This window comes from Bradyrhizobium sp. CCBAU 45321 (genome assembly GCF_028128975.1).
GTDB lineage: Bacteria > Pseudomonadota > Alphaproteobacteria > Rhizobiales > Xanthobacteraceae > Bradyrhizobium > Bradyrhizobium yuanmingense.
Genome location: NZ_LFKZ01000131.1, coordinates 348570 through 366396, shown reverse-complemented (window position 1 = coordinate 366396; position 17827 = coordinate 348570). Strand labels below are relative to the sequence as shown.

Annotated in this window: 21 protein-coding genes; 17 read left to right on the top strand and 4 right to left on the bottom strand. The window is 63.6% G+C overall.

All coding sequences use genetic code 11. The features are described 5' to 3' along the window. Positions 1 to 560 precede the first annotated feature (560 nt). Positions 561 to 1232: a DUF429 domain-containing protein gene (locus ACM43_RS37305; protein WP_271547099.1), complete on the top strand. Its 672-nt coding sequence runs from the start codon at positions 561 to 563 to the stop codon at positions 1230 to 1232. 6 nt (positions 1233 to 1238) lie between these two features. On the opposite strand, the gene ACM43_RS37300 is transcribed toward ACM43_RS37305, so the two are convergent. After that, a complete protein-coding gene (locus tag ACM43_RS37300) occupies positions 1239 to 1448 on the bottom strand; it encodes a hypothetical protein (RefSeq protein WP_271547098.1) in 210 nt (69 codons plus the stop codon). A 166-nt stretch (positions 1449 to 1614) separates the two neighbouring features. Here ACM43_RS37300 and ACM43_RS37295 point away from each other — a divergent pair, with 166 nt between their 5' ends. Together ACM43_RS37295 and ACM43_RS37290 are read left to right on the top strand one after the other, a co-directional pair. Continuing rightward, entirely contained in the window at positions 1615 to 1761 is a 147-nt protein-coding gene (locus tag ACM43_RS37295) for a hypothetical protein (RefSeq protein WP_271547097.1), read from the top strand. Positions 1762 to 1847: 86 nt separating this feature from the next. Continuing rightward, positions 1848 to 2579, top strand: coding sequence for a glutathione S-transferase family protein (locus ACM43_RS37290; protein ID WP_271547096.1), 732 nt, complete (start codon positions 1848 to 1850; stop codon positions 2577 to 2579). Positions 2580 to 2592: 13 nt separating this feature from the next. On the opposite strand, the gene ACM43_RS37285 is transcribed toward ACM43_RS37290, so the two are convergent. Beyond that, positions 2593 to 2964, bottom strand: a complete 372-nt coding sequence (locus ACM43_RS37285) for a tRNA-binding protein (protein WP_057028941.1) — start codon at positions 2962 to 2964, stop codon at positions 2593 to 2595. A 105-nt stretch (positions 2965 to 3069) separates the two neighbouring features. Between ACM43_RS37285 and ACM43_RS37280 the strand changes: the two genes are divergently transcribed. Beyond that, positions 3070 to 3429: an ArsC family reductase gene (locus ACM43_RS37280; RefSeq protein WP_036000881.1), complete on the top strand. Its 360-nt coding sequence runs from the start codon at positions 3070 to 3072 to the stop codon at positions 3427 to 3429. A 3-nt stretch (positions 3430 to 3432) separates the two neighbouring features. On the opposite strand, the gene ACM43_RS37275 is transcribed toward ACM43_RS37280, so the two are convergent. After that, positions 3433 to 4080: a hypothetical protein gene (locus ACM43_RS37275; RefSeq protein ID WP_271547095.1), complete on the bottom strand. Its 648-nt coding sequence runs from the start codon at positions 4078 to 4080 to the stop codon at positions 3433 to 3435. A 335-nt stretch (positions 4081 to 4415) separates the two neighbouring features. On the opposite strand from ACM43_RS37275, the gene ACM43_RS37270 reads away from it, so the two are divergent. The 7 genes from ACM43_RS37270 to ACM43_RS37240 all read left to right on the top strand — a co-directional run bounded on the left by ACM43_RS37270 (position 4416) and on the right by ACM43_RS37240 (position 10911). Then, complete coding sequence (locus ACM43_RS37270; protein ID WP_197958268.1) at positions 4416 to 5171, top strand: ABC transporter ATP-binding protein; 756 nt, start codon at positions 4416 to 4418, stop codon at positions 5169 to 5171. Beyond that, complete coding sequence (locus ACM43_RS37265) at positions 5164 to 5910, top strand: ABC transporter ATP-binding protein (RefSeq protein WP_036022650.1); 747 nt, start codon at positions 5164 to 5166, stop codon at positions 5908 to 5910. The genes ACM43_RS37270 and ACM43_RS37265 overlap by 8 nt, the downstream gene beginning before the upstream one ends. A 56-nt stretch (positions 5911 to 5966) precedes the next feature. Next, a complete protein-coding gene (locus ACM43_RS37260) occupies positions 5967 to 7187 on the top strand; it encodes an ABC transporter substrate-binding protein (protein ID WP_036000846.1) in 1221 nt (406 codons plus the stop codon). 74 nt (positions 7188 to 7261) lie between these two features. Further along, positions 7262 to 8125 carry a branched-chain amino acid ABC transporter permease gene (locus ACM43_RS37255; RefSeq protein WP_036000843.1) on the top strand — a complete coding sequence of 288 codons (864 nt, stop codon included), beginning with the start codon at positions 7262 to 7264 and terminating at the stop codon, positions 8123 to 8125. 1 nt (position 8126) lies between these two features. Further along, positions 8127 to 9095, top strand: a complete 969-nt coding sequence (locus ACM43_RS37250; RefSeq protein ID WP_271547093.1) for a branched-chain amino acid ABC transporter permease — start codon at positions 8127 to 8129, stop codon at positions 9093 to 9095. 157 nt (positions 9096 to 9252) lie between these two features. Continuing rightward, positions 9253 to 9897: a DUF47 domain-containing protein gene (locus ACM43_RS37245; RefSeq protein ID WP_157284549.1), complete on the top strand. Its 645-nt coding sequence runs from the start codon at positions 9253 to 9255 to the stop codon at positions 9895 to 9897. Positions 9898 to 9906: 9 nt separating this feature from the next. After that, positions 9907 to 10911 carry an inorganic phosphate transporter gene (locus ACM43_RS37240; RefSeq protein ID WP_271547091.1) on the top strand — a complete coding sequence of 335 codons (1005 nt, stop codon included), beginning with the start codon at positions 9907 to 9909 and terminating at the stop codon, positions 10909 to 10911. Here ACM43_RS37240 and sugE read toward each other — a convergent pair. Beyond that, complete coding sequence (gene sugE / locus ACM43_RS37235) at positions 10904 to 11218, bottom strand: quaternary ammonium compound efflux SMR transporter SugE (RefSeq protein ID WP_157284551.1); 315 nt, start codon at positions 11216 to 11218, stop codon at positions 10904 to 10906. The two genes, ACM43_RS37240 and sugE, sit on opposite strands and share 8 nt — an antisense overlap. A 158-nt stretch (positions 11219 to 11376) precedes the next feature. Here sugE and ACM43_RS37230 point away from each other — a divergent pair, with 158 nt between their 5' ends. From ACM43_RS37230 to ACM43_RS37205, 6 genes are all read left to right on the top strand, one after another. After that, a complete protein-coding gene (locus ACM43_RS37230) occupies positions 11377 to 12999 on the top strand; it encodes a peptide chain release factor 3 (protein ID WP_036022662.1) in 1623 nt (540 codons plus the stop codon). A 47-nt stretch (positions 13000 to 13046) separates the two neighbouring features. Then, positions 13047 to 14024, top strand: a complete 978-nt coding sequence (locus ACM43_RS37225; protein WP_271547087.1) for an ABC transporter substrate-binding protein — start codon at positions 13047 to 13049, stop codon at positions 14022 to 14024. A 76-nt stretch (positions 14025 to 14100) separates the two neighbouring features. Further along, positions 14101 to 14679 carry a hypothetical protein gene (locus tag ACM43_RS37220; protein ID WP_271547085.1) on the top strand — a complete coding sequence of 193 codons (579 nt, stop codon included), beginning with the start codon at positions 14101 to 14103 and terminating at the stop codon, positions 14677 to 14679. 70 nt (positions 14680 to 14749) lie between these two features. Further along, positions 14750 to 15334, top strand: a complete 585-nt coding sequence (locus ACM43_RS37215) for an NnrU family protein (protein ID WP_271547083.1) — start codon at positions 14750 to 14752, stop codon at positions 15332 to 15334. A gap of 73 nt (positions 15335 to 15407) precedes the next feature. Further along, complete coding sequence (locus ACM43_RS37210; RefSeq protein ID WP_271547081.1) at positions 15408 to 17000, top strand: class I adenylate-forming enzyme family protein; 1593 nt, start codon at positions 15408 to 15410, stop codon at positions 16998 to 17000. Between the two features lie 165 nt (positions 17001 to 17165). Then, complete coding sequence (locus ACM43_RS37205) at positions 17166 to 17819, top strand: tetratricopeptide repeat protein (RefSeq protein WP_271547079.1); 654 nt, start codon at positions 17166 to 17168, stop codon at positions 17817 to 17819. The last annotated feature ends 8 nt before the right edge of the window (positions 17820 to 17827 follow it).

Genomic DNA, 17827 nt, shown 5'->3' with positions numbered 1-17827 from the left:
ATACCCGCTGTGCCGTGTGGAGAAGTATCCGACATCTTCACCACCAGCGTCGGTTGAGCCGCGATCCCTCACGGCAAACCGAGTTACAAAAATTCGATCGCGGCGCTGTCGACGCGCCGCATCTTGCGAACCTCTGGGTTCGCTCTGCCATCGGTGTCCGGCTCATCGCCTCGTTCCCTCCGGCAGGCCCCGCGCACTTGGGCACGCGCCTTCTCAGCGCGAGCCCCGAGATCCGGGTCTCTCGTTCCGGCCATTGCCGGGATGTTCGGTGGGGCCGCGCGGCGGGCAACAAAAAACCCTCCGGAGCGGCAGGCTCGGGAGGGTCCGTGAGAAGCGGACTGTCGATCTCGCGGTCAGGCAAGATCGCTCCCATGAGCCGGGTATGCGCAATCGAACAGCTTTGGGCTATTCGGCATGCGGACAATTCTTTCGTAGCGGTGCGACATCGCTCGGTTCATGGTGTCTGTCGCAAACGGAAGTGCTTGCGAGGGCGCGGGACATACGCCCGCAACTTGCGGATGTCAAGCGAGACGCGCGCGGAAACTGAAATTGACGGACGCATGACTTGCAAAAACTATCTGGGGCTCGACGGATTTCGCTTTGGCTGGGTCGCAGCGTGGATCGATGAGCGCGGCGATCAAGGCTTCGATTATTCGCCAAGCCTGATGCGTCTGCTCGCAATCCCGCACGCCCGCGCGATGGTCGACATGCCGATCGGACTGAACACGAGCGGCTACCGCGCCTGCGATTTGCGCGCACGCGAACTGATCGGCCCAGCCGTGTTTCTCGGCGCGCGCCGCGACCTCTGGACGTTCCAGGACATGGCGGCGGCCAATCGCCATTACTGGACGCACGAAGGCGAGGGCAGGGGCGTGTCGGCGCAGCTGTGGAATATCAGGGACAAGATGAGGGAGGTCGACGAGGCCATGACGCCGGCGCGGCAGGCGACGATCGGCGAGGCGCATCCGGAATTGATCTTCTGGAATCTGGCAGGGCGCGTGCGGCTCGAACCGAAGACCTCGCCGCGCGGGCGAGAACAGCGTATCGCGCTTTTGAGAGGCCGCGGCTTCACTGAGGTCGAGAGATGGCTCACGCTTCGCCACGGCACCGGGATCGGTCGCGACGATCTCATCGACGCCTGTGCCTGCGCCGTCGCAGCGCGCGACAGCACGCAATCCGTTGGTGACGGCACGGCCGATACGCGCGGACTACGGATGGAGATCAACTTCTGAAGGCGATCAGCCCTGCCGCTCGCCTTTACCTTCCAGCTGGCAGCGACTATTGCGGCTTGGCGTCGAGCGGACGTCTTCGTCCAGTCTTGTTGCTCGCGCTTCGTACTCGTCGGCCATCGCCCGCAACCGCTGCGCGGCTTTGCTGTGCGTGAGATCGTTCGCGACGCGGCGACAGCGTTCGGCGTGGTCGAGCAGGGCGCGTTTCTCGATGTTCATCGAGCGACAACGCGCGAGGCGGCCATTGGTCCCTTTGGGAGCCGCCGGAACAGAGCGATGCCGTCGCAGCGAGATCGGGAAAAAATAGCAATATTTTGTTGCCGTCTGGAACGTGGCGCCTGAGCCGACGTTCTATGCCCGAGGCTGTCGAGGGATATAAAATACCATGTACGACGTGTGCCAATTGGCGACCGCGATGCTCGCGATCGCCTTTACGGCCCTGCTGCTGATCACGGGTCAACGGTTCATCGAGTCTCGGCTGCAGTATGAAGCAATGCCCCCGTTCGTGGCGGTGGCGACACTGCCGCCTTAGCACAGCCGGAAGTGACTTGCGCGGTGCGGTATCTTGCCTAGATTGAGCACGCCTCAGTCCATGCACCCAAGGTCCCGATGTCCGATATGTCCTCCATTCCTGTCCCCAACTGGGACCGTCTGTCAGTCTTTCCGATCACCAGGCGCTGGCCACCCAAGCATCCGGAATTACTTCAGCTCTATTCGCTGCCGACGCCGAACGGCGTCAAGGTTTCGATCATGCTGGAGGAGATCGAGCTTCCTTACGAAGCGCATCTTGTCGACTTCGGCAAGGACGACCAAAAGACGCCCGAATTCCTCTCGCTCAATCCCAACGGCAAGATTCCGGCGATCCTCGATCCCAACGGTCCCCGCGACAGGAAACCATTGGCGCTGTTCGAGTCCGGCGCGATCCTGCAATATCTCGCGGAGAAGATGGGCAAGCTGTTGCCGCAGCATGCCGCGCGGCGCTACCAGACACTGCAATGGCTGCACTTCCAGATGGGCGGCGTCGGGCCGATGTTCGGCCAGGTCGGCTTCTTCCACAAATTCGCCGGCAAGGATTACGAGGACAAGCGGCCGCTGGAACGCTACGTGGGCGAGTCCAAGCGCCTGCTCGGCGTGATGGAGGCGCATCTCGCCGGCCGGCAATGGTTCATGGATGACGACTTCACCGTCGCCGACATCTCCATGCTCGGCTGGGTGCGCAATCTCATCGGCTTCTACGGCGCCGGCGATCTCGTCGAGTTCAGTCAGTTCAGCGCGGTCGGCGCCTGGCTCGAGCGCGGGCTTGCGCGCCCGGCGGTGCAGCGCGGGCTGAACATTCCGGCAAGGCTCTGACAAGACCCTGAGGCTAGAACAGCCGTCCGCCGTTCGGCACCGGCTTGCTCGGCTGCACCAGCACGACCTTGCCGTCGGCATCGGGGAAGCCGAGCGTCAGCACCTCGGAGACGACCGGGCCGATCTGGCGCGGCGGGAAATTGACGACGGCCGCGACCTGTTGGCCCACGAGACTTTCGAGCGGGTGGTTTTCGGTGATCTGGGCCGAGCTCTTGCGCACGCCGATGGCGGGGCCGAAATCGATCCACAGCCGCCAGGCCGGCTTGCGCGCTTCCGGAAACGGTTTGGCGTCGACGATGGTGCCGACACGGACGTCGACCGCGAGGAAAGTGTCGAAGTCGATGGTCGGTGCGGCCGCCGCTGCGGGATCGTGGGTGACGTGCATGGGATGTCCGTTCGGTGGGGTGACGCGTCTCGCGACATTGTCGCGCGACGCGGAGTTTCGTACAACGCCACGCACATCACCGCTACGCCATGCGCGAGGACCGTCTTGCCCACCATCATCTACGGCATCAAGAACTGCGACACCATGAAGAAGGCCCGCGCCTGGCTCGATGGCCATGGCGTGGCTTACGCGTTTCACGACTACAAGGCGGCGGGTGTCGAGAAGGACAGGCTGAAGCAGTGGAGCGACAAGGTCGGTTGGGAGACCCTGCTCAATCGCGCCGGGACGACCTTCAAGAAGCTGCCCGACTCCGACAAGGAAGGCCTCACCGAGAAGAAGGCGCTGGCCTTGATGCTAGCGCAACCATCGATGATCAAGCGGCCGGTGCTCGAAATCGGCGGCAAGCTGTTGGTCGGCTTCAAGCCGGATATCTATGCCAAGGAGGTCGGCGGCAAGGCGCGCTGACGGCTAGTTCAGCTCAATGATCTCGTTGGAGATGGCGGGGCCCGGCTGGTCCGAGAACTCGACCGGATCGGCGGGTGCGATGCGGCCGGGGGCGCGATGAAACAGCTCGCGATCGATCACGGCCCGCAGCTTCGGGCGCGGCAGCGCGTCATTTCCGCGCATCAGATTCTTGATCTCGAAGCCGCCGTCCTCGCAGAAGGTCTTTACTGACGCGATGACGTGGCTGACCCTGCCGTCGGTCAGGAACGGCAGCAGCAGCCGCTCATACGCGACGATGCGGCCATAGGTGTCGTCGACGTCGGCAACGCTGTAGACCGGAAGGCCGCGCGCGACGCATTCATGATAGATCGGCACCACGTGCGGCGCGAGCCGCGGTCCGACGTAATCATCGAGCGAAACGCCTTTTCCGGTATGCCCATAGGCGCGCGAGATGCGGGTGCCCTCGCTCTGGATGACGAGGCGCGGCGTCGGCGTCGAAAGCTCCACCGTATAGTAGATGAGCTCCAACAGCTCCTCCTCGAGCCGCGCGGGCTGATACTCCCAGATCGACGGAGCGATCTTCTGGAGCGCATAAAGTCGCAGCCACGTGTTGAGGAGATCACGCTGGCGGATCGACTTGACGACGGAGGGAGCCGCGCTTGCAAAATCCAAGACAATATTCTCCGCGCGTGAAAACCCCGGGATGATCAGGCCTGCGGGAAAATTTTCGATGAAGGCTGGCGCGGGAGACGAAAGACCGTTAACGACAGCTTGATGGCCGGTGCCTTGCGAACCGGAAAGGCCGGGCAGGCACGACATCGACCTCTGCGACTAAGGGAGCATTTGGCCCCCGGCCGGAGGCCTGACCTGCTCAGCTTTCCGCCTTGCCTAACCCCCGTCACCTCCGGCATATTCCGCGCCCGGAGGCGGCGCCCCGGTGGGCTGCAAGTCCTCCGGACAGCCGAAGCAACAAGGACAGCGCCGCGCGCGGGCAGGGGGAAAACTGTTTGGCCGATGAGTTCATTCTCGAAACGGAAGGCTTGACCAAGGAGTTCGCGGGCTTCTTCGCCGTCCGCGACGTTGCGCTCAAGGTTCGCCGTGGGAGCATTCATGCGTTGATCGGCCCGAACGGGGCCGGCAAGACGACCTGCTTCAATCTCCTGACCAAGTTCCTCAAGCCGTCGGCCGGGAAAATCCTGTACAAGGGGCAGGACATCACCGCGATGGCGCCGGCGGATGTGGCCCGCATGGGGCTGGTCCGTTCGTTCCAGATTTCGGCGGTGTTTCCCCATCTCACCGCGCTCGAGAACGTCCGTGTCGCGCTGCAGCGCCAGCATGGCTCCTCGTTCGATTTCTGGCGCTCCAAGACCGTGCTCAACCGCTTCAACGATCGCGCCCGCGAGCTGCTCAACGATGTCGGCCTCAGCGAGTTTGCAAACACGCCGGCGGTCGAGATGCCCTATGGACGCAAGCGCGCGCTCGAGATCGCAACCACGCTGGCGCTCGACCCCGAGATGATGCTGCTCGACGAGCCGATGGCCGGCATGGGCCACGAAGACATCGACAAGATCGCGGCGCTGATCAAGCGTATCTCCGCGAAATACACCATCCTGATGGTCGAGCATAACTTGAGCGTCGTGGCCAACCTCTCTGACATCATCACCGTGCTGACGCGCGGGCAGGTGCTCGCGCAGGGCCATTACTCCGAGCTCACCAAGGACGAGCGCGTCAAGGAAGCTTACCTGGGAGCCGGTCATGCCTGACACTGCGATCGCCGAGGCTCCGGCCAGGGCTGCGACGGGCGGGAACATCCTGCAAGTCCGCAACCTGGAAGCCTGGTACGGCGAGTCTCACATCCTGCACGGGATCAACTTCGACGTGAACGCGGGCGAGGTCGTCACCCTGCTCGGGCGCAACGGCGCCGGCAAGACGACGACGCTGAAGTCGATCATGGGCATCATCGGCAAGCGCACCGGCTCGGTGAAGTTCAACAACCAGGAGATCATCCGCGCGACCTCCGACAAGATCGCGCGCATGGGCGTCGCCTTCTGTCCGGAAGAGCGGGGCATATTCTCCAGCCTCGACGTGCGCGAGAATTTGATGCTGCCGCCGGTGGTCCGCGAAGGCGGTTTGCCGCTCGACCAAATCTTCGAGCTGTTCCCGAACCTGAAGGAGCGGCTGAACAGCCAGGGCACCAAGCTGTCGGGCGGCGAGCAGCAGATGCTGGCGATCGCGCGCATCCTGCGCACTGGCGCGAGCTTCCTGATGCTGGACGAGCCGACCGAGGGTCTTGCACCCGTCATCATCCAGCAGATCGGCCATACCATTGCGCGGCTCAAGAAGGAGGGCTTCACCATCCTCCTGGTCGAGCAGAACTTCCGCTTCGCCTCCACCGTCGCCGACCGCTACTACGTGGTCGAGCACGGCAAGATCATTGACGGGTTTTCCAATTCGGAGCTTGCCGCCAACATGGACAAGCTCCACACCTATCTCGGCGTGTAGCCGAGCAGGCCGAACGATCGAGAGTAACTATCAAAGGAATATTGGGAGGTCGGATTATGAAGCACAGCATTTCGGCAATGTTGCTCGGGACGGCCCTGGCGCTCGGCGCGGCAGGCGGCGCGGTCGCGCAGGACAAGAACATCAAGATCGGCGTGCTGACCGACAATTCAGGACTTTATGCCGATCTCGGTGGCGCCGGCTCGACCGTCGCCGCACAGATGGCGATCGAGGATTCCGGGCTCGCTGCCAAGGGCTGGAAGCTCGACCTGATCTCCGCCGACCATCAGAACAAGCCCGACATCGGCTCCACGATTGCTCGGCAATGGATCGACGTCGAGAAGGTCGACATCTTCATGGATGTCCTGAACTCCGGCGTTGCGCTGGCGGTGAACAATATCGTCAAAGAGAAGAATTCCATCCTGATCAACACAGGTGCGGCGACGTCGGATCTCACCAACGCGCAATGCTCGCCGAATACGGTCCACTGGGTCTATGATACCTATATGCTGGCCAACAGTACCGGGCAGGCGCTGGTGAAGGCGGGCGGCGACACTTGGTATTTTCTCACCGCAGACTACGCCTTTGGCCATGCCCTCGAGCGCGACACCGCCGCGGTCGTGGTGAAGTCGGGCGGCAAGGTGATCGGCAACGTCAAGCATCCCCTGAATACCGCTGACTTCTCGTCGTTCCTGCTTCAGGCGCAGGCCTCCAAAGCCAAGATCATCGGCATGGCGAATGCCGGCGGCGACACCACCAACACCATCAAGCAGGCGTCCGAGTTCGGCATCGTCTCGGGCGGCCAGAAGCTTGCGGGCCTGCTGCTCTTCATCACCGACGTGCACTCGCTTGGTCTGAAGGTGGCGCAGGGCTTGAACTTCACCGAGACCTTCTATTGGGACATGAACGACGGCACGCGCGCCTTCTCCAAACGCTTTTCCGAGCGCATGAAGAACAAGGCGATGCCTTCGATGGTGCAGGCCGGCGTCTATTCGGGCCTGCTGCACTATTTCAAGGCGCTGGAGGCGATGGGCGGCAATCCGCATGACGGGGCCAAGGTGGTCGCCAAGATGAAGGAGATGCCGACCGACGATGCGTTGTTCGGCAAGGGAACGATCCGTGCGGACGGTCGCAAGCTGCATCCGGCCTATCTGTTCGAGGTCAAGAAGCCCGAGGAATCCAAGGGCCCCTGGGACTATTACAAGCTGATCGGCACGACCCCCGGCGACCTGGCCTTCCGGCCGCTGTCGGAAAGCGCCTGTCCGCTGGTGAAGAAGTAACGTGAACGCTACAGGCCGGCGCGCAGCGGTGCCGGCCTGTTGTTGAGGAATAGAAGGGACCGGGTGCGGGATCGATGCAGGCTCTCTACGCTCAGCTACTGGTGGGACTGATCAACGGCTCGTTCTACGCGCTGCTCAGTCTCGGGCTTGCCGTCATCTTCGGCATGCTCAACATCATCAATTTCGCCCATGGCGCGCTCTACATGATGGGCGCTTTCGTCGCCTATTTCCTGCTGAACCTCGGCGGCATCAACTATTGGTGGGCGCTGCTGCTGGCGCCGATCATCGTCGGCATCTTCGGCATGATCCTGGAGCGGACCATGCTGCAATGGCTGACCGGGCTCGATCATCTCTACGGCCTGCTCCTGACCTTCGGCATCGCGCTGATCGTGCAGGGCGTGTTCCAGAACTATTTCGGCTCCTCGGGCCTGCCTTACGCCATTCCCGACCAGCTCAGGGGCGGCATGAATCTCGGCTTCATGTTCCTGCCGATCTACCGCGGCTGGGTCGTCGTGTTCTCGCTGGCGGTGTGCCTTGCGACCTGGTTTTTGATCGAGAAGACGCAGCTCGGCGCCTACCTGCGCGCCGCCACCGAAAATCCGACGCTGGTGCGTGCCTTCGGCATCAACGTGCCGCGCATGATCACGCTCACTTACGGTCTCGGCGTCGGCCTTGCCGCGCTCGCCGGCGTGCTCTCGGCGCCGATCAACCAGGTGCGGCCGCTGATGGGCGCCGACCTCATCATCGTCGTGTTCGCGGTGGTGGTGATCGGCGGCATGGGCTCGATCATGGGCTCCATCATCACCGGCTTCGCGCTCGGCGTGATCGAGGGCCTGACCAAGTATTTCTACCCCGAGGCGTCCAACACCGTCGTGTTCGTGCTGATGGTGCTGGTGCTGCTGGTGAAGCCGACGGGATTGACGGGAAGGGCGGCCTGAGATGACAACCCTGACGGACGACACGCTTCCTGTGACCCCGCGTGCGATGCGCGACGAGATGATTGTATTCGCTGTGATGGCGCTGCTGCTCGCAGCGGTGCCGTTCACGGGCGTCTACCCCTTCTTCGTAATGCAGGCGCTGTGCTTTGCGCTGCTCGCCTGCGCCTTCAATCTGCTGGTCGGCTATGGCGGCTTGCTGTCGTTTGGCCACGCGATGTTCTTGGGCACGGCCGGCTATTGCAGCGCGCATGCGCTGAAGGTCTGGGCACTGCCGCCCGAGCTCGGCATTCTCGTCGGCGTCGCCGCGGCGTTCGTGCTGTCGATCGTCACCGGCTACATCTCGATCCGTCGCCAGGGCATCTATTTCTCGATGATCACGCTGGCCCTGTCGCAGCTCCTGTACTTCATCTATCTCCAGGCCCCGTTCACCCATGGTGAGGACGGCATCCAGGGCATCCCGCAGGGACGCATGTTCGGCCTGCTCGATCTGTCCAAGCCGACGGTGCTGTATTATGTCGTGCTGGTCGGCTTCCTCGCCGGCTTCCTCCTGATCTTCCGCATCATCAACTCGCCGTTCGGCGAGGTGCTGAAGTCGATCCGCGAGAACGAGCAGCGCGCGATCTCGCTCGGCTACCGTACCGACCAATACAAGTTCCTAGCCTTCGTGCTGTCGGGGACGCTCGCCGGCTTTGCCGGTGCGCTGAAGGTGTTCGTGGCCCAGAACGCTTCGCTCACCGACGTGCACTGGACGATGTCGGGCGAGGTCGTGCTGATGACGCTGGTCGGGGGGCTCGGCACCGTTTTCGGTCCCGTGGTCGGCGCCTTCGTCATCATCGCCATGCAGCAATATCTGGCGGGCTTCGGCCAGTGGGTGACGGTGATCCAGGGCGTGATCTTCGTGGTCTGCGTGCTCACCTTCCGCCGCGGCGTCGTCGGCGAAATCGCGCATTACTTCCGGCGTTCGCTCTAAGTAACTGATATTGCATCAATTTCATTGATGCACGAAAGCGGTGGATGATCCGGCTCCGCGGGCGTGAGACGACACGCGCGCGGATCGAAAATGGTCTATGACAGTTTTATGACAGCCCTCGCGGGCCTGACCATTTTCCAACCGGTAGCCTATTCCCATGATGCGATGGTTTCGTGCGTTCCTGCCCAGGGAAGAGCGGTTCTTCGACCTGTTCGATCGGCATGCCCAGACCGTGATTCAGGGCGCAGTCGCGTTGCAGGGCATGCTTAAGGGGGGCGAGGAGACGCCGGTCTATTGCCAGCGCGTCAACCAGTTCGAGAACGACGCCGACAACATCACCCGCGAGGTGCTGACGGCGGTACGCCGCACCTTCATCACCCCGTTCGACCGCGGCGACATCAAGAACCTGATCACGTCGCTGGACGATGCCATCGACCAGATGCAGCAGACGGCCAAGGCCGTGATGCTGTTCGAGGTGCGCAGCTTCGAGCCGCCGATGCGCGAGATCGGCGGACTCTTGATCGAATGCGCCAATCTGGTCGGCCGTGCGCTGCCGCTGATGCAGGAGATCGGCAAGAACGTCGCCATGCTGACCGCGATCACCGAGGAGCTCGGCAATCTCGAGGGCCGGGTCGACGATCTCCACGACATCGGCCTGAAGGAGCTGTTCCTCAAGCACCGCGACGGCAATGCGATGGATTTCATCGTCGGGGCCGAGATCTACGACCATCTCGAGAAGGTGGCCGACCGTTTCGATGACGTTGCGAACGAGATCAACAGCATCGTCATCGAGCAGGTGTAGGGCCTCGCCGTGGATGCCGCGTTGGGTCTTCCCGTCCTGGTCGGCTTGATCGCCGTCGCGCTGCTGTTCGATTTCCTGAACGGCCTGCACGACGCCGCCAATTCGATCGCGACCATCGTCTCGACCCGCGTGCTGCGGCCGCAATTCGCGGTGTTCTGGGCCGCGTTCTTCAATTTCATCGCCTTCCTGGTGTTCGGGCTGCACGTCGCCCAGACCATCGGCACCGGCATCATCGATCCCGCGGTCGTCGACGCCCAGGTGATCTTCGCAGCCCTCGTCGGCGCCATCGTCTGGAACCTCGTGACCTGGGCGCTCGGCATTCCATCGTCGTCGTCGCACGCGCTGATCGGCGGGCTCGTGGGCGGCGGCTTGGCCAAGGCCGGTATTTCGGCCGCGGTATGGAGCGGCCTGTCCAAGACCGCGCTGGCGATCGTGCTGTCGCCGCTGGTTGGCTTCCTGCTCGCAATGGCGCTGGTTGCGATCGTGTCCTGGGCCTCGGTACGCTCGACGCCGTTCGCGGTCGACCGCGCCTTCCGCATCCTGCAATTCGTCTCCGCGTCGCTCTATTCGCTCGGCCATGGCGGCAACGACGCGCAGAAGACCATGGGCATCATCGCCGTGCTGCTCTATTCGCAGGGCTATCTCGGCAGCGACTTCTCGGTGCCGTTCTGGGTGGTGCTGTCCTGCCAGGCGGCGATGGCGTTGGGCACGCTGATGGGCGGCTGGCGCATCGTCCGCACCATGGGCCTGCGCATCACGAAATTGACCCCCATGCAAGGCTTTTGCGCCGAGACGGGAGGCGCGGTGACCCTGTTCATGGCGACCTATCTCGGGGTTCCCGTCTCGACCACCCACACCATCACCGGCGCTATCGTCGGCGTCGGTGCCGCCCGCCGCGTCTCGGCCGTGCGCTGGAACGTCGCAAGCTCCATCGTCTATGCCTGGGTGATCACGATCCCGGCCTCGGCCATTGTGGCCGCCCTGACCTGGTGGGTGGTCCAGCTCGTCAGGTGACGAGCTTCAGTCCGATGATGCCGGCGACGATCAGGCCGATGCTGGCGAGGCGGAAGGCCGTCGCCGGCTCGCCGAACAGAACCATGCCGAGCGTCGCCGTACCGACCGCGCCGATGCCGGTCCAGACCGCATAGGCGGTTCCGACCGGCAGTGATTTGAGCGCGAGCCCGAGCAGGATGACACTGCCGGCCATGGCGACCAGCGTGACCACGGACGGGACAAGCTTGCTAAAGCCCTCGGTGTATTTCAGGCCAATGGCCCAGGTGATCTCGAGGAGACCGGCGACGAACAGGATGCTCCAGGCCATGGCGACCCTCCATTCAAGGCAGGGTCGTCCCCGCGGCTGGTGTGCTGATGGGCAGGGAGGTCGTCCTCCCAAAAGGGGGATATGGGGCTGGCCGGAAACCTTCGCAATCACCAAATGAGGCTTGATCAGGCCCGTTTTCCCTGCCACACGCTCCCGCCATGTCCGACATCGCCGCCACCACAGCCGAATCGCCGGCCCGTTCCCCGCTTGCCGCCGAGGTGGCGAGGCGGCGGACCTTTGCGATCATCTCTCACCCCGACGCCGGCAAGACCACGCTGACCGAAAAGCTGCTGCTGTTCGGCGGCGCCATCAACCTCGCCGGCCAGGTCAAGGCCAAGGGCGAGCGGCGCAACACCCGTTCTGACTGGATGAAGATCGAGCGTGAGCGCGGCATCTCGGTGGTGACCTCGGTGATGACCTTCGAGTTCGAGGGCCTCGTCTTCAACCTCTTGGACACGCCGGGCCACGAGGACTTTTCGGAAGATACCTATCGTACGCTGACGGCGGTCGATTCCGCCGTGATGGTGATCGACGCGGCCAAGGGCATCGAGGCGCGCACCCGAAAGCTGTTCGAGGTGTGCCGTCTGCGCGACATTCCGATCATCACCTTCATCAACAAGATGGACCGCGAGAGCCGCGACGTGTTCGAGCTGCTCGACGAAATCGAGAAGACGCTTGCGCTCGACACCACGCCGATGACCTGGCCGGTCGGCCGCGGCCGCGACTTCCTCGGCACCTATGACGTCGTCAATGGCGGCGTGCGCCTGCTCGAAGGCGGCGGCGCCAAGACCGGCGCGGCGCTCGAGATCGAGATCGAAGAGCTCGCCAAGCTCAACGCCAATCTCGACGTCTCCGCCGTGAAGGACGAGCTCGAGCTCGTCACCGAGGCGTCGAAGCCGTTCGAGCTCGACGCATTCCGCGAAGGCCACCTGACGCCGGTCTATTTCGGCAGCGCGCTGCGTAATTTCGGCGTCGGAGACCTCCTGGAGGGCCTCGGCAAGTTCGCGCCCGAGCCGCGCGCGCAGGACAGCGACCAGCGCAAGGTCGAGGCCACCGATCCCAGGATGAGCGCCTTCGTGTTCAAGATCCAGGCCAACATGGATCCCAACCACCGCGACCGCATCGCGTTTGCGCGCCTGTGCTCGGGCAAGCTCAGCCGCGGCATGAAGGCGAAGCTCGTGCGCACCGGCAAGAGCATGCCGCTGTCGAGCCCGCAATTCTTCTTCGCGCAGGACCGCTCGGTCGCGGACGAAGCCTTCGCCGGCGACGTCGTCGGCATTCCCAACCACGGCACGCTGCGCATCGGCGATACGCTGACGGAGGGCGAGGATTTCAACTTCGTCGGCGTGCCGAGCTTCGCGCCGGAAATCGTCCGCCGTGTCCGTCTCACCGACGCGATGAAGGCGAAGAAGCTGAAGGAAGCCCTGCAGCAGATGTCGGAAGAGGGCGTGGTGCAGGTGTTCCGCCCCCGCGACGGCGCCCCGGCGCTGGTCGGCGTGGTCGGCGCGCTGCAGCTCGACGTGCTCAAGGCGCGGCTCGAGGCGGAATATTCGCTGCCGGTCGAGTTCGAGGTCAGCGAGTTCCAGCTGGCGCGCTGGGTCTCCTCGGAGGACCGCAAAAAACTCGACAGCTTCATCGCCGCCAATAATTCGAGCATTGCCGACGATGTCGATGGCGATCCCGTCTATCTCGCCCGGAACGAGTTCTACCTCGGCTACACCAGGGAGCGCGCCGAGGGCATCGAGTTCAGCAACGTCAAGGATGTCAAGAAGAAGGGGTAATCTTTCCCAGACCTTTTCCGTGAAGCAGGACAGCGAGGTCGACGGTCATGAGGCGGCGCGAATTCATCATGCTCGCTGCAGGCGCGGCGGCCTATCCGCTGAGCACATCCGCGCAGGGGAATGTGCGGCGGATCGGTGTGTTGGCGGGAGGCAGAGCGAGCGATCCGGAGAGCCAGGCCGGCTACCAGAAACTGAGACAGCGTCTGGGCGAGCTCGGTTGGGAACAGGAGCGCAACATCCATATCGAGTATCGCTGGTGGGCCGGCGATCCGAATGTCGCCGATGCCCAGGCGGCGGAGCTCGTGAAGTGGGGGCCGGATGTGCTTCTGGCAATCGGCACTCCGTCCGTGGAAGCCCTGAGGCGACGCGCGCCGATCTTGCCGATCATCTTCACCGTCGTTGCCGATCCGGTGGGTGCCGGTTTCGTTCAAAGCCTGGGCAAGCCGGGCGGAAATATTACGGGCTTCACGACTTTCGAGCCTGAAATGGCCGGCAAGTGGCTGCAATTGCTCAAGCAGGCGGCCCCGGCGATACGACGGGTTGCCGCAGTCTTCAATCCGCGCACGGCGCCCATGATCTTGATGCCGTCCGTGGAAGCGGCCATTCCGGCAGTCCAGCTCCAGCTCGTTCCGGCGCCGGCGCACAACGCCGCCGAGCTCGAACAGGCGATCTCCCGCTTTGCAGAGCAGCCAGACGGCGGGCTGCTGATCTTTCCCGACGCATTTCCACTCGTTCATCGGCAATTGATTCTGAACTTGGCGGCCGCGCATCGTCTGCCGGCGATGTATCCGTTCCCGTCCTTCGTCACGGACGGCGGGCTGATGTCTTACGGAGTCTCGATTACGCAGCTCGTCGGTCGCTCGGCGGATTATGTCGACCGCGTCTTGAGAGGAACCCGTCCCGCAGACTTGCCAGTCCAACAACCGAATGAATTCCAGTTCCTGCTCAATCTCAAGACAGCCAATGCGTTGGGACTGAATTTACCGCCCACGCTGGTGGCGCAAGCGGATCAGATTGTCGAGTGAAGCGAACCATCGCGGCCAGCCTTGAAGCTTTTATAGCCGTCGCCACCTGTTGCAAATGCCATTGCGGTCCCGGTACATGTGGCGCTGCATTCTTGTTCTTGCCTTGCTGGCAATGACCTCGATCGCCGTCGACGCGCAGCGACGCCAGATCAATCCGATTCCGTTCGCGCACGAACCTTGCAGCGTGCTCGACGGCGAGCCCTGCACGCCGTCCTATTGCAGCCCGCTCGAGCCCGGCCCCTGCATTCCCGAGATCGACTACCCTTACGGCCAAAACCTCCAGCTCACGATCGAGAGCGTGCCTGCCGAGGCCGACCGCGCCAAATACCAGAAGCCCGATCACGATCTCGACACGATCGGCGACCTCTTCGCCGCGCTGCGCAGCTGCTGGTCGCCGCCATCGGACCAAGCGCGCGCGGGCATGCAGATGTCGGTGCGTTTCAGCTTCAACAAGAACGGCAGTCTGATCGGTCCGCCGCGCCTCACATACGCGACTGCGGGTGTGCCGGCGGACACCCGGACGACCTATCTGAACGCCATCAATGCATCGCTGAAGGCCTGTCTGCCGTTGAAGTTTACCAGCGGTCTCGGCGGGGCGTTGGCCGGTCGACCCATCGCAATCCGTTATGTCGACAATCGGGAGCCCGGCAAATAGCGCGCGAGTTGCGACCATCGGCCAATCGATGATACCTCAGTGATGGGGGCTGCTTTGTGGGGAGGATGTCGTGGGTCTGCTGGTCATGATCCTGGGGCTGGTGCTGTTTTTTGCATCCCATATTTTCACAACCAAACGAAAGGCGCGCGCGCAGGCGATCGCGAGGCTGGGCGAGGGGACCTACAAGCTCCTCTATTCGGCGGTTTCGCTCGCGGGGCTGGCGCTGATCATCTGGGGCTATGCCCACTACCGCAGCTCCGGCTGGATCGACGTCTGGTATCCGCCGAAGGCGATGAAGCACATCACGCTCGCCCTGATGCTGCCTGCAGTCATCCTCGTGGTGGCGTCCTACATGCGTGGCCGCATCTATGCGACGTTGAAGCATCCGATGTTGGCCGGCATCAAGCTGTGGGCGGCGGCGCATCTGCTTGCCAATGGCGATCTCGGCTCCATCATCCTGTTCGGCTCGTTCCTTGCCTGGGCGGTCTATGACCGCATCTCGCTGAAAGCTCGCACCGACGCCGGTGCCCCGCCGATTCCGGTCGGCGGCCCGACCAACGATCTGATCGCCGTCGCGGTCGGCGTGGTCGCCTATCTGGCCCTGGCCTTCGCGTTCCATCCGGTGGTGATCGGCGTGCCCGTGATCGGGGTCTAGCCGGTCAGCACAAGACGAAACCCGCATGTCCATGCGGGGAAGATAACAAGAGCAACAAGCCGAGGGCATCCCCATGGACTGGTCGCGAGCTCAGATCCCGCCGATGCGGCTCGAGGCGCGGTTTGGCGATCGGGTTGTGCCGGCATTTCTTGATCGGCCTTCGAGCCTCTGGGCGATGATCGCGGAGGCATGCGGCCGCAATGCCGATGGCGAAGCGTTGATTTGCGGCAATGTCCGCCTGAGCTGGCGGCAAACAATGGAGCAAGCCGCGCGGATCGCTGCCGGATTTCGCAAGCTGGGATTGCAGCGCGGCGATCGCGTTGCCATCCTGCTCGGCAATCGCATCGAATTTCCGCTGCTGCTGTTTGCCGCCGCGCATGAAGGGCTCGTCACCGTGCTGCTCAGCACGCGCCAGCAGAAGCCGGAGATCGCCTATGTGCTCGCGGATTGCGGTGCCAAGATCCTGATCCACGAAGCCGCGCTCGCCGAGCGGCTGCCCGATGCGCATGATGTGCCCGACGTGATCCACCGCATCGCAGTCGCCGATGATCCGGCTCTGTCGCGTTTCGCAGTGCTCGCCGACAACCCGCCGGCATCGGCGCCGATCGAGGTGAGCGAAGAGGACACCGCGATGATCCTCTACACCTCCGGCACCACGGGCAAGCCGAAGGGCGCGATGCTGGCCCATTGCAACATCGTCCATTCCTCGATGGTGTTCGTGTCCTGCCTGCAATTGACGCAAACCGATCGCTCGATCGCAGCGGTGCCGCTCGGCCATGTCACGGGCGTCGTCGCCAACATCACCACCATGATCCGCTGCGGCGGCGCGCTGATCATCATGCCGGAGTTCAAGGCCGCCGATTACCTTAAGCTCGCCGCGCGCGAGCGCGTCACCTACACGGTGATGGTGCCGGCGATGTACAATCTCTGCCTGCTCCAGCCCGATTTCGACGGCTATGATCTCTCGAGCTGGCGCATCGGCGGCTTCGGCGGCGCGCCGATGCCGGTCGCCACCATCGAGAAGCTCAAGGCGAAGATTCCCGGCCTGAAGCTGATGAACTGCTACGGCGCGACCGAAACGACCTCGCCCTCGACCATCATGCCGGGCGAGCTGACGGAGCGCCATATCGACAGCGTCGGCCTGCCGTGCCCCGGCGCGCGCATCGCCGTGATGGGCCCGGACGGGCGCGAGCTGCCTCCCTGGGAGATCGGCGAGCTCTGGATCCAGAGCGCCTCCGTCATCAAGGGCTACTGGAATAATCCGAAGGCCACCGCCGAAAGCTTCACGGGTGGGTTCTGGCACTCCGGCGACCTCGGCTCGATTGATGCGGAAGGATTCGTTCGCGTGTTCGACCGGCAGAAGGACATGATCAATCGCGGCGGCCTGAAGATCTATTCGGCCGAGGTCGAATCCGTGCTGGCCGGCCATCCCGCCGTGGTCGAGAGCGCGATCATCGCCAGGGCCTGCCCGGTGCTGGGCGAGCGCGTCCACGCCGTGGTGGTGACGCGACAGCCGGTGACCGATACGGACCTGCGCGCCTGGTGCGCCGAGCGCCTGTCCGACTACAAGGTTCCCGAAACCATGGCGATCACGGCAGACCCGTTGCCGCGCAACGCCAACGGCAAGGTGCTGAAGCGCCAGCTGCGGGAGCTGCTGGGAGCTTGAGCCGGGCAGGGGCATCCGGGATGTCCCGGGTGGTTAACGCCTTGATCGGGCTCGCTTTGCCTTGCCACCGCCATATCGTTAGGCTACCTCGCCGCCACACGGGGACGGGATTCCTGACGCGAACGCTTTGGCGCGCGCACCCGGACGGGCATGGGATTGGCATAAGTGTCTGAATTATTTGACGAAGTAAACGAGGAAGTACGTCGCGAACAGTTCAAGAAGCTGTGGGACAAGTATTCGATCTACTTCATCGCGTTGATGGTGCTGATCGTCGCCGGCGCAGGTGGCTGGCAGGGTTATAGGTACCTGGAGGCCCAGAAGGCCGCCGAGGCGGGCGCCGCTTTCGAGAAGGCCGCCGAGCTGTCCGAGCAGGGCAAGCATGAGGACGCCGAGAAGGCCTTCACCGAGCTCGCCGCCAAGGCGCCGTCCGGCTATCGCACCCTGGCGCGGCTGCGTGCTGCGGCCGAGGCCGCGAGCCGCGATCCCAAGGCGGCCGCGAAGATGTATGACGACATCGCCGCCGACCGCAGCATTGGCGGCGAGTGGCAGGATCTGGCCAAGATCCGCGCCGCGGGGCTCCTGCTCGACAGCGCCGGCTATGCCGACATCCAGCAGCGGCTGGAAGCTTCCGCCGCGCCGAAATCGACCTTCCGCCACACCGCCCGCGAGATGCTGGCGCTGTCGGCCTGGCGTAACAACGACATGACTGGAGCCCGCAAATGGCTCGAGGCGATTGACGGAGACGGCGAAACACCGCCCGGCCTGCGTTCTCGCGCCGAGGCGCTTCAGGCTTTGTTGCCACCCGTCGCCAAAAGCTGACGACGGTT

Coding starts and splice junctions, on each gene's coding strand:
- ACM43_RS37305 (WP_271547099.1), top strand. CDS start 561: ATGACTTGCAAAAACTATCTGGGGCTCGACGGATTTCGCTTTGGCTGG.
- ACM43_RS37300 (WP_271547098.1), bottom strand. CDS start 1,448: ATGAACATCGAGAAACGCGCCCTGCTCGACCACGCCGAACGCTGTCGC.
- ACM43_RS37295 (WP_271547097.1), top strand. CDS start 1,615: ATGTACGACGTGTGCCAATTGGCGACCGCGATGCTCGCGATCGCCTTT.
- ACM43_RS37290 (WP_271547096.1), top strand. CDS start 1,848: ATGTCCTCCATTCCTGTCCCCAACTGGGACCGTCTGTCAGTCTTTCCG.
- ACM43_RS37285 (WP_057028941.1), bottom strand. CDS start 2,964: ATGCACGTCACCCACGATCCCGCAGCGGCGGCCGCACCGACCATCGAC.
- ACM43_RS37265 (WP_036022650.1), top strand. CDS start 5,164: ATGCCTGACACTGCGATCGCCGAGGCTCCGGCCAGGGCTGCGACGGGC.
- ACM43_RS37260 (WP_036000846.1), top strand. CDS start 5,967: ATGAAGCACAGCATTTCGGCAATGTTGCTCGGGACGGCCCTGGCGCTC.
- ACM43_RS37255 (WP_036000843.1), top strand. CDS start 7,262: ATGCAGGCTCTCTACGCTCAGCTACTGGTGGGACTGATCAACGGCTCG.
- ACM43_RS37250 (WP_271547093.1), top strand. CDS start 8,127: ATGACAACCCTGACGGACGACACGCTTCCTGTGACCCCGCGTGCGATG.
- ACM43_RS37245 (WP_157284549.1), top strand. CDS start 9,253: ATGATGCGATGGTTTCGTGCGTTCCTGCCCAGGGAAGAGCGGTTCTTC.
- sugE (WP_157284551.1), bottom strand. CDS start 11,218: ATGGCCTGGAGCATCCTGTTCGTCGCCGGTCTCCTCGAGATCACCTGG.
- ACM43_RS37230 (WP_036022662.1), top strand. CDS start 11,377: ATGTCCGACATCGCCGCCACCACAGCCGAATCGCCGGCCCGTTCCCCG.
- ACM43_RS37225 (WP_271547087.1), top strand. CDS start 13,047: ATGAGGCGGCGCGAATTCATCATGCTCGCTGCAGGCGCGGCGGCCTAT.
- ACM43_RS37220 (WP_271547085.1), top strand. CDS start 14,101: ATGTGGCGCTGCATTCTTGTTCTTGCCTTGCTGGCAATGACCTCGATC.
- ACM43_RS37210 (WP_271547081.1), top strand. CDS start 15,408: ATGGACTGGTCGCGAGCTCAGATCCCGCCGATGCGGCTCGAGGCGCGG.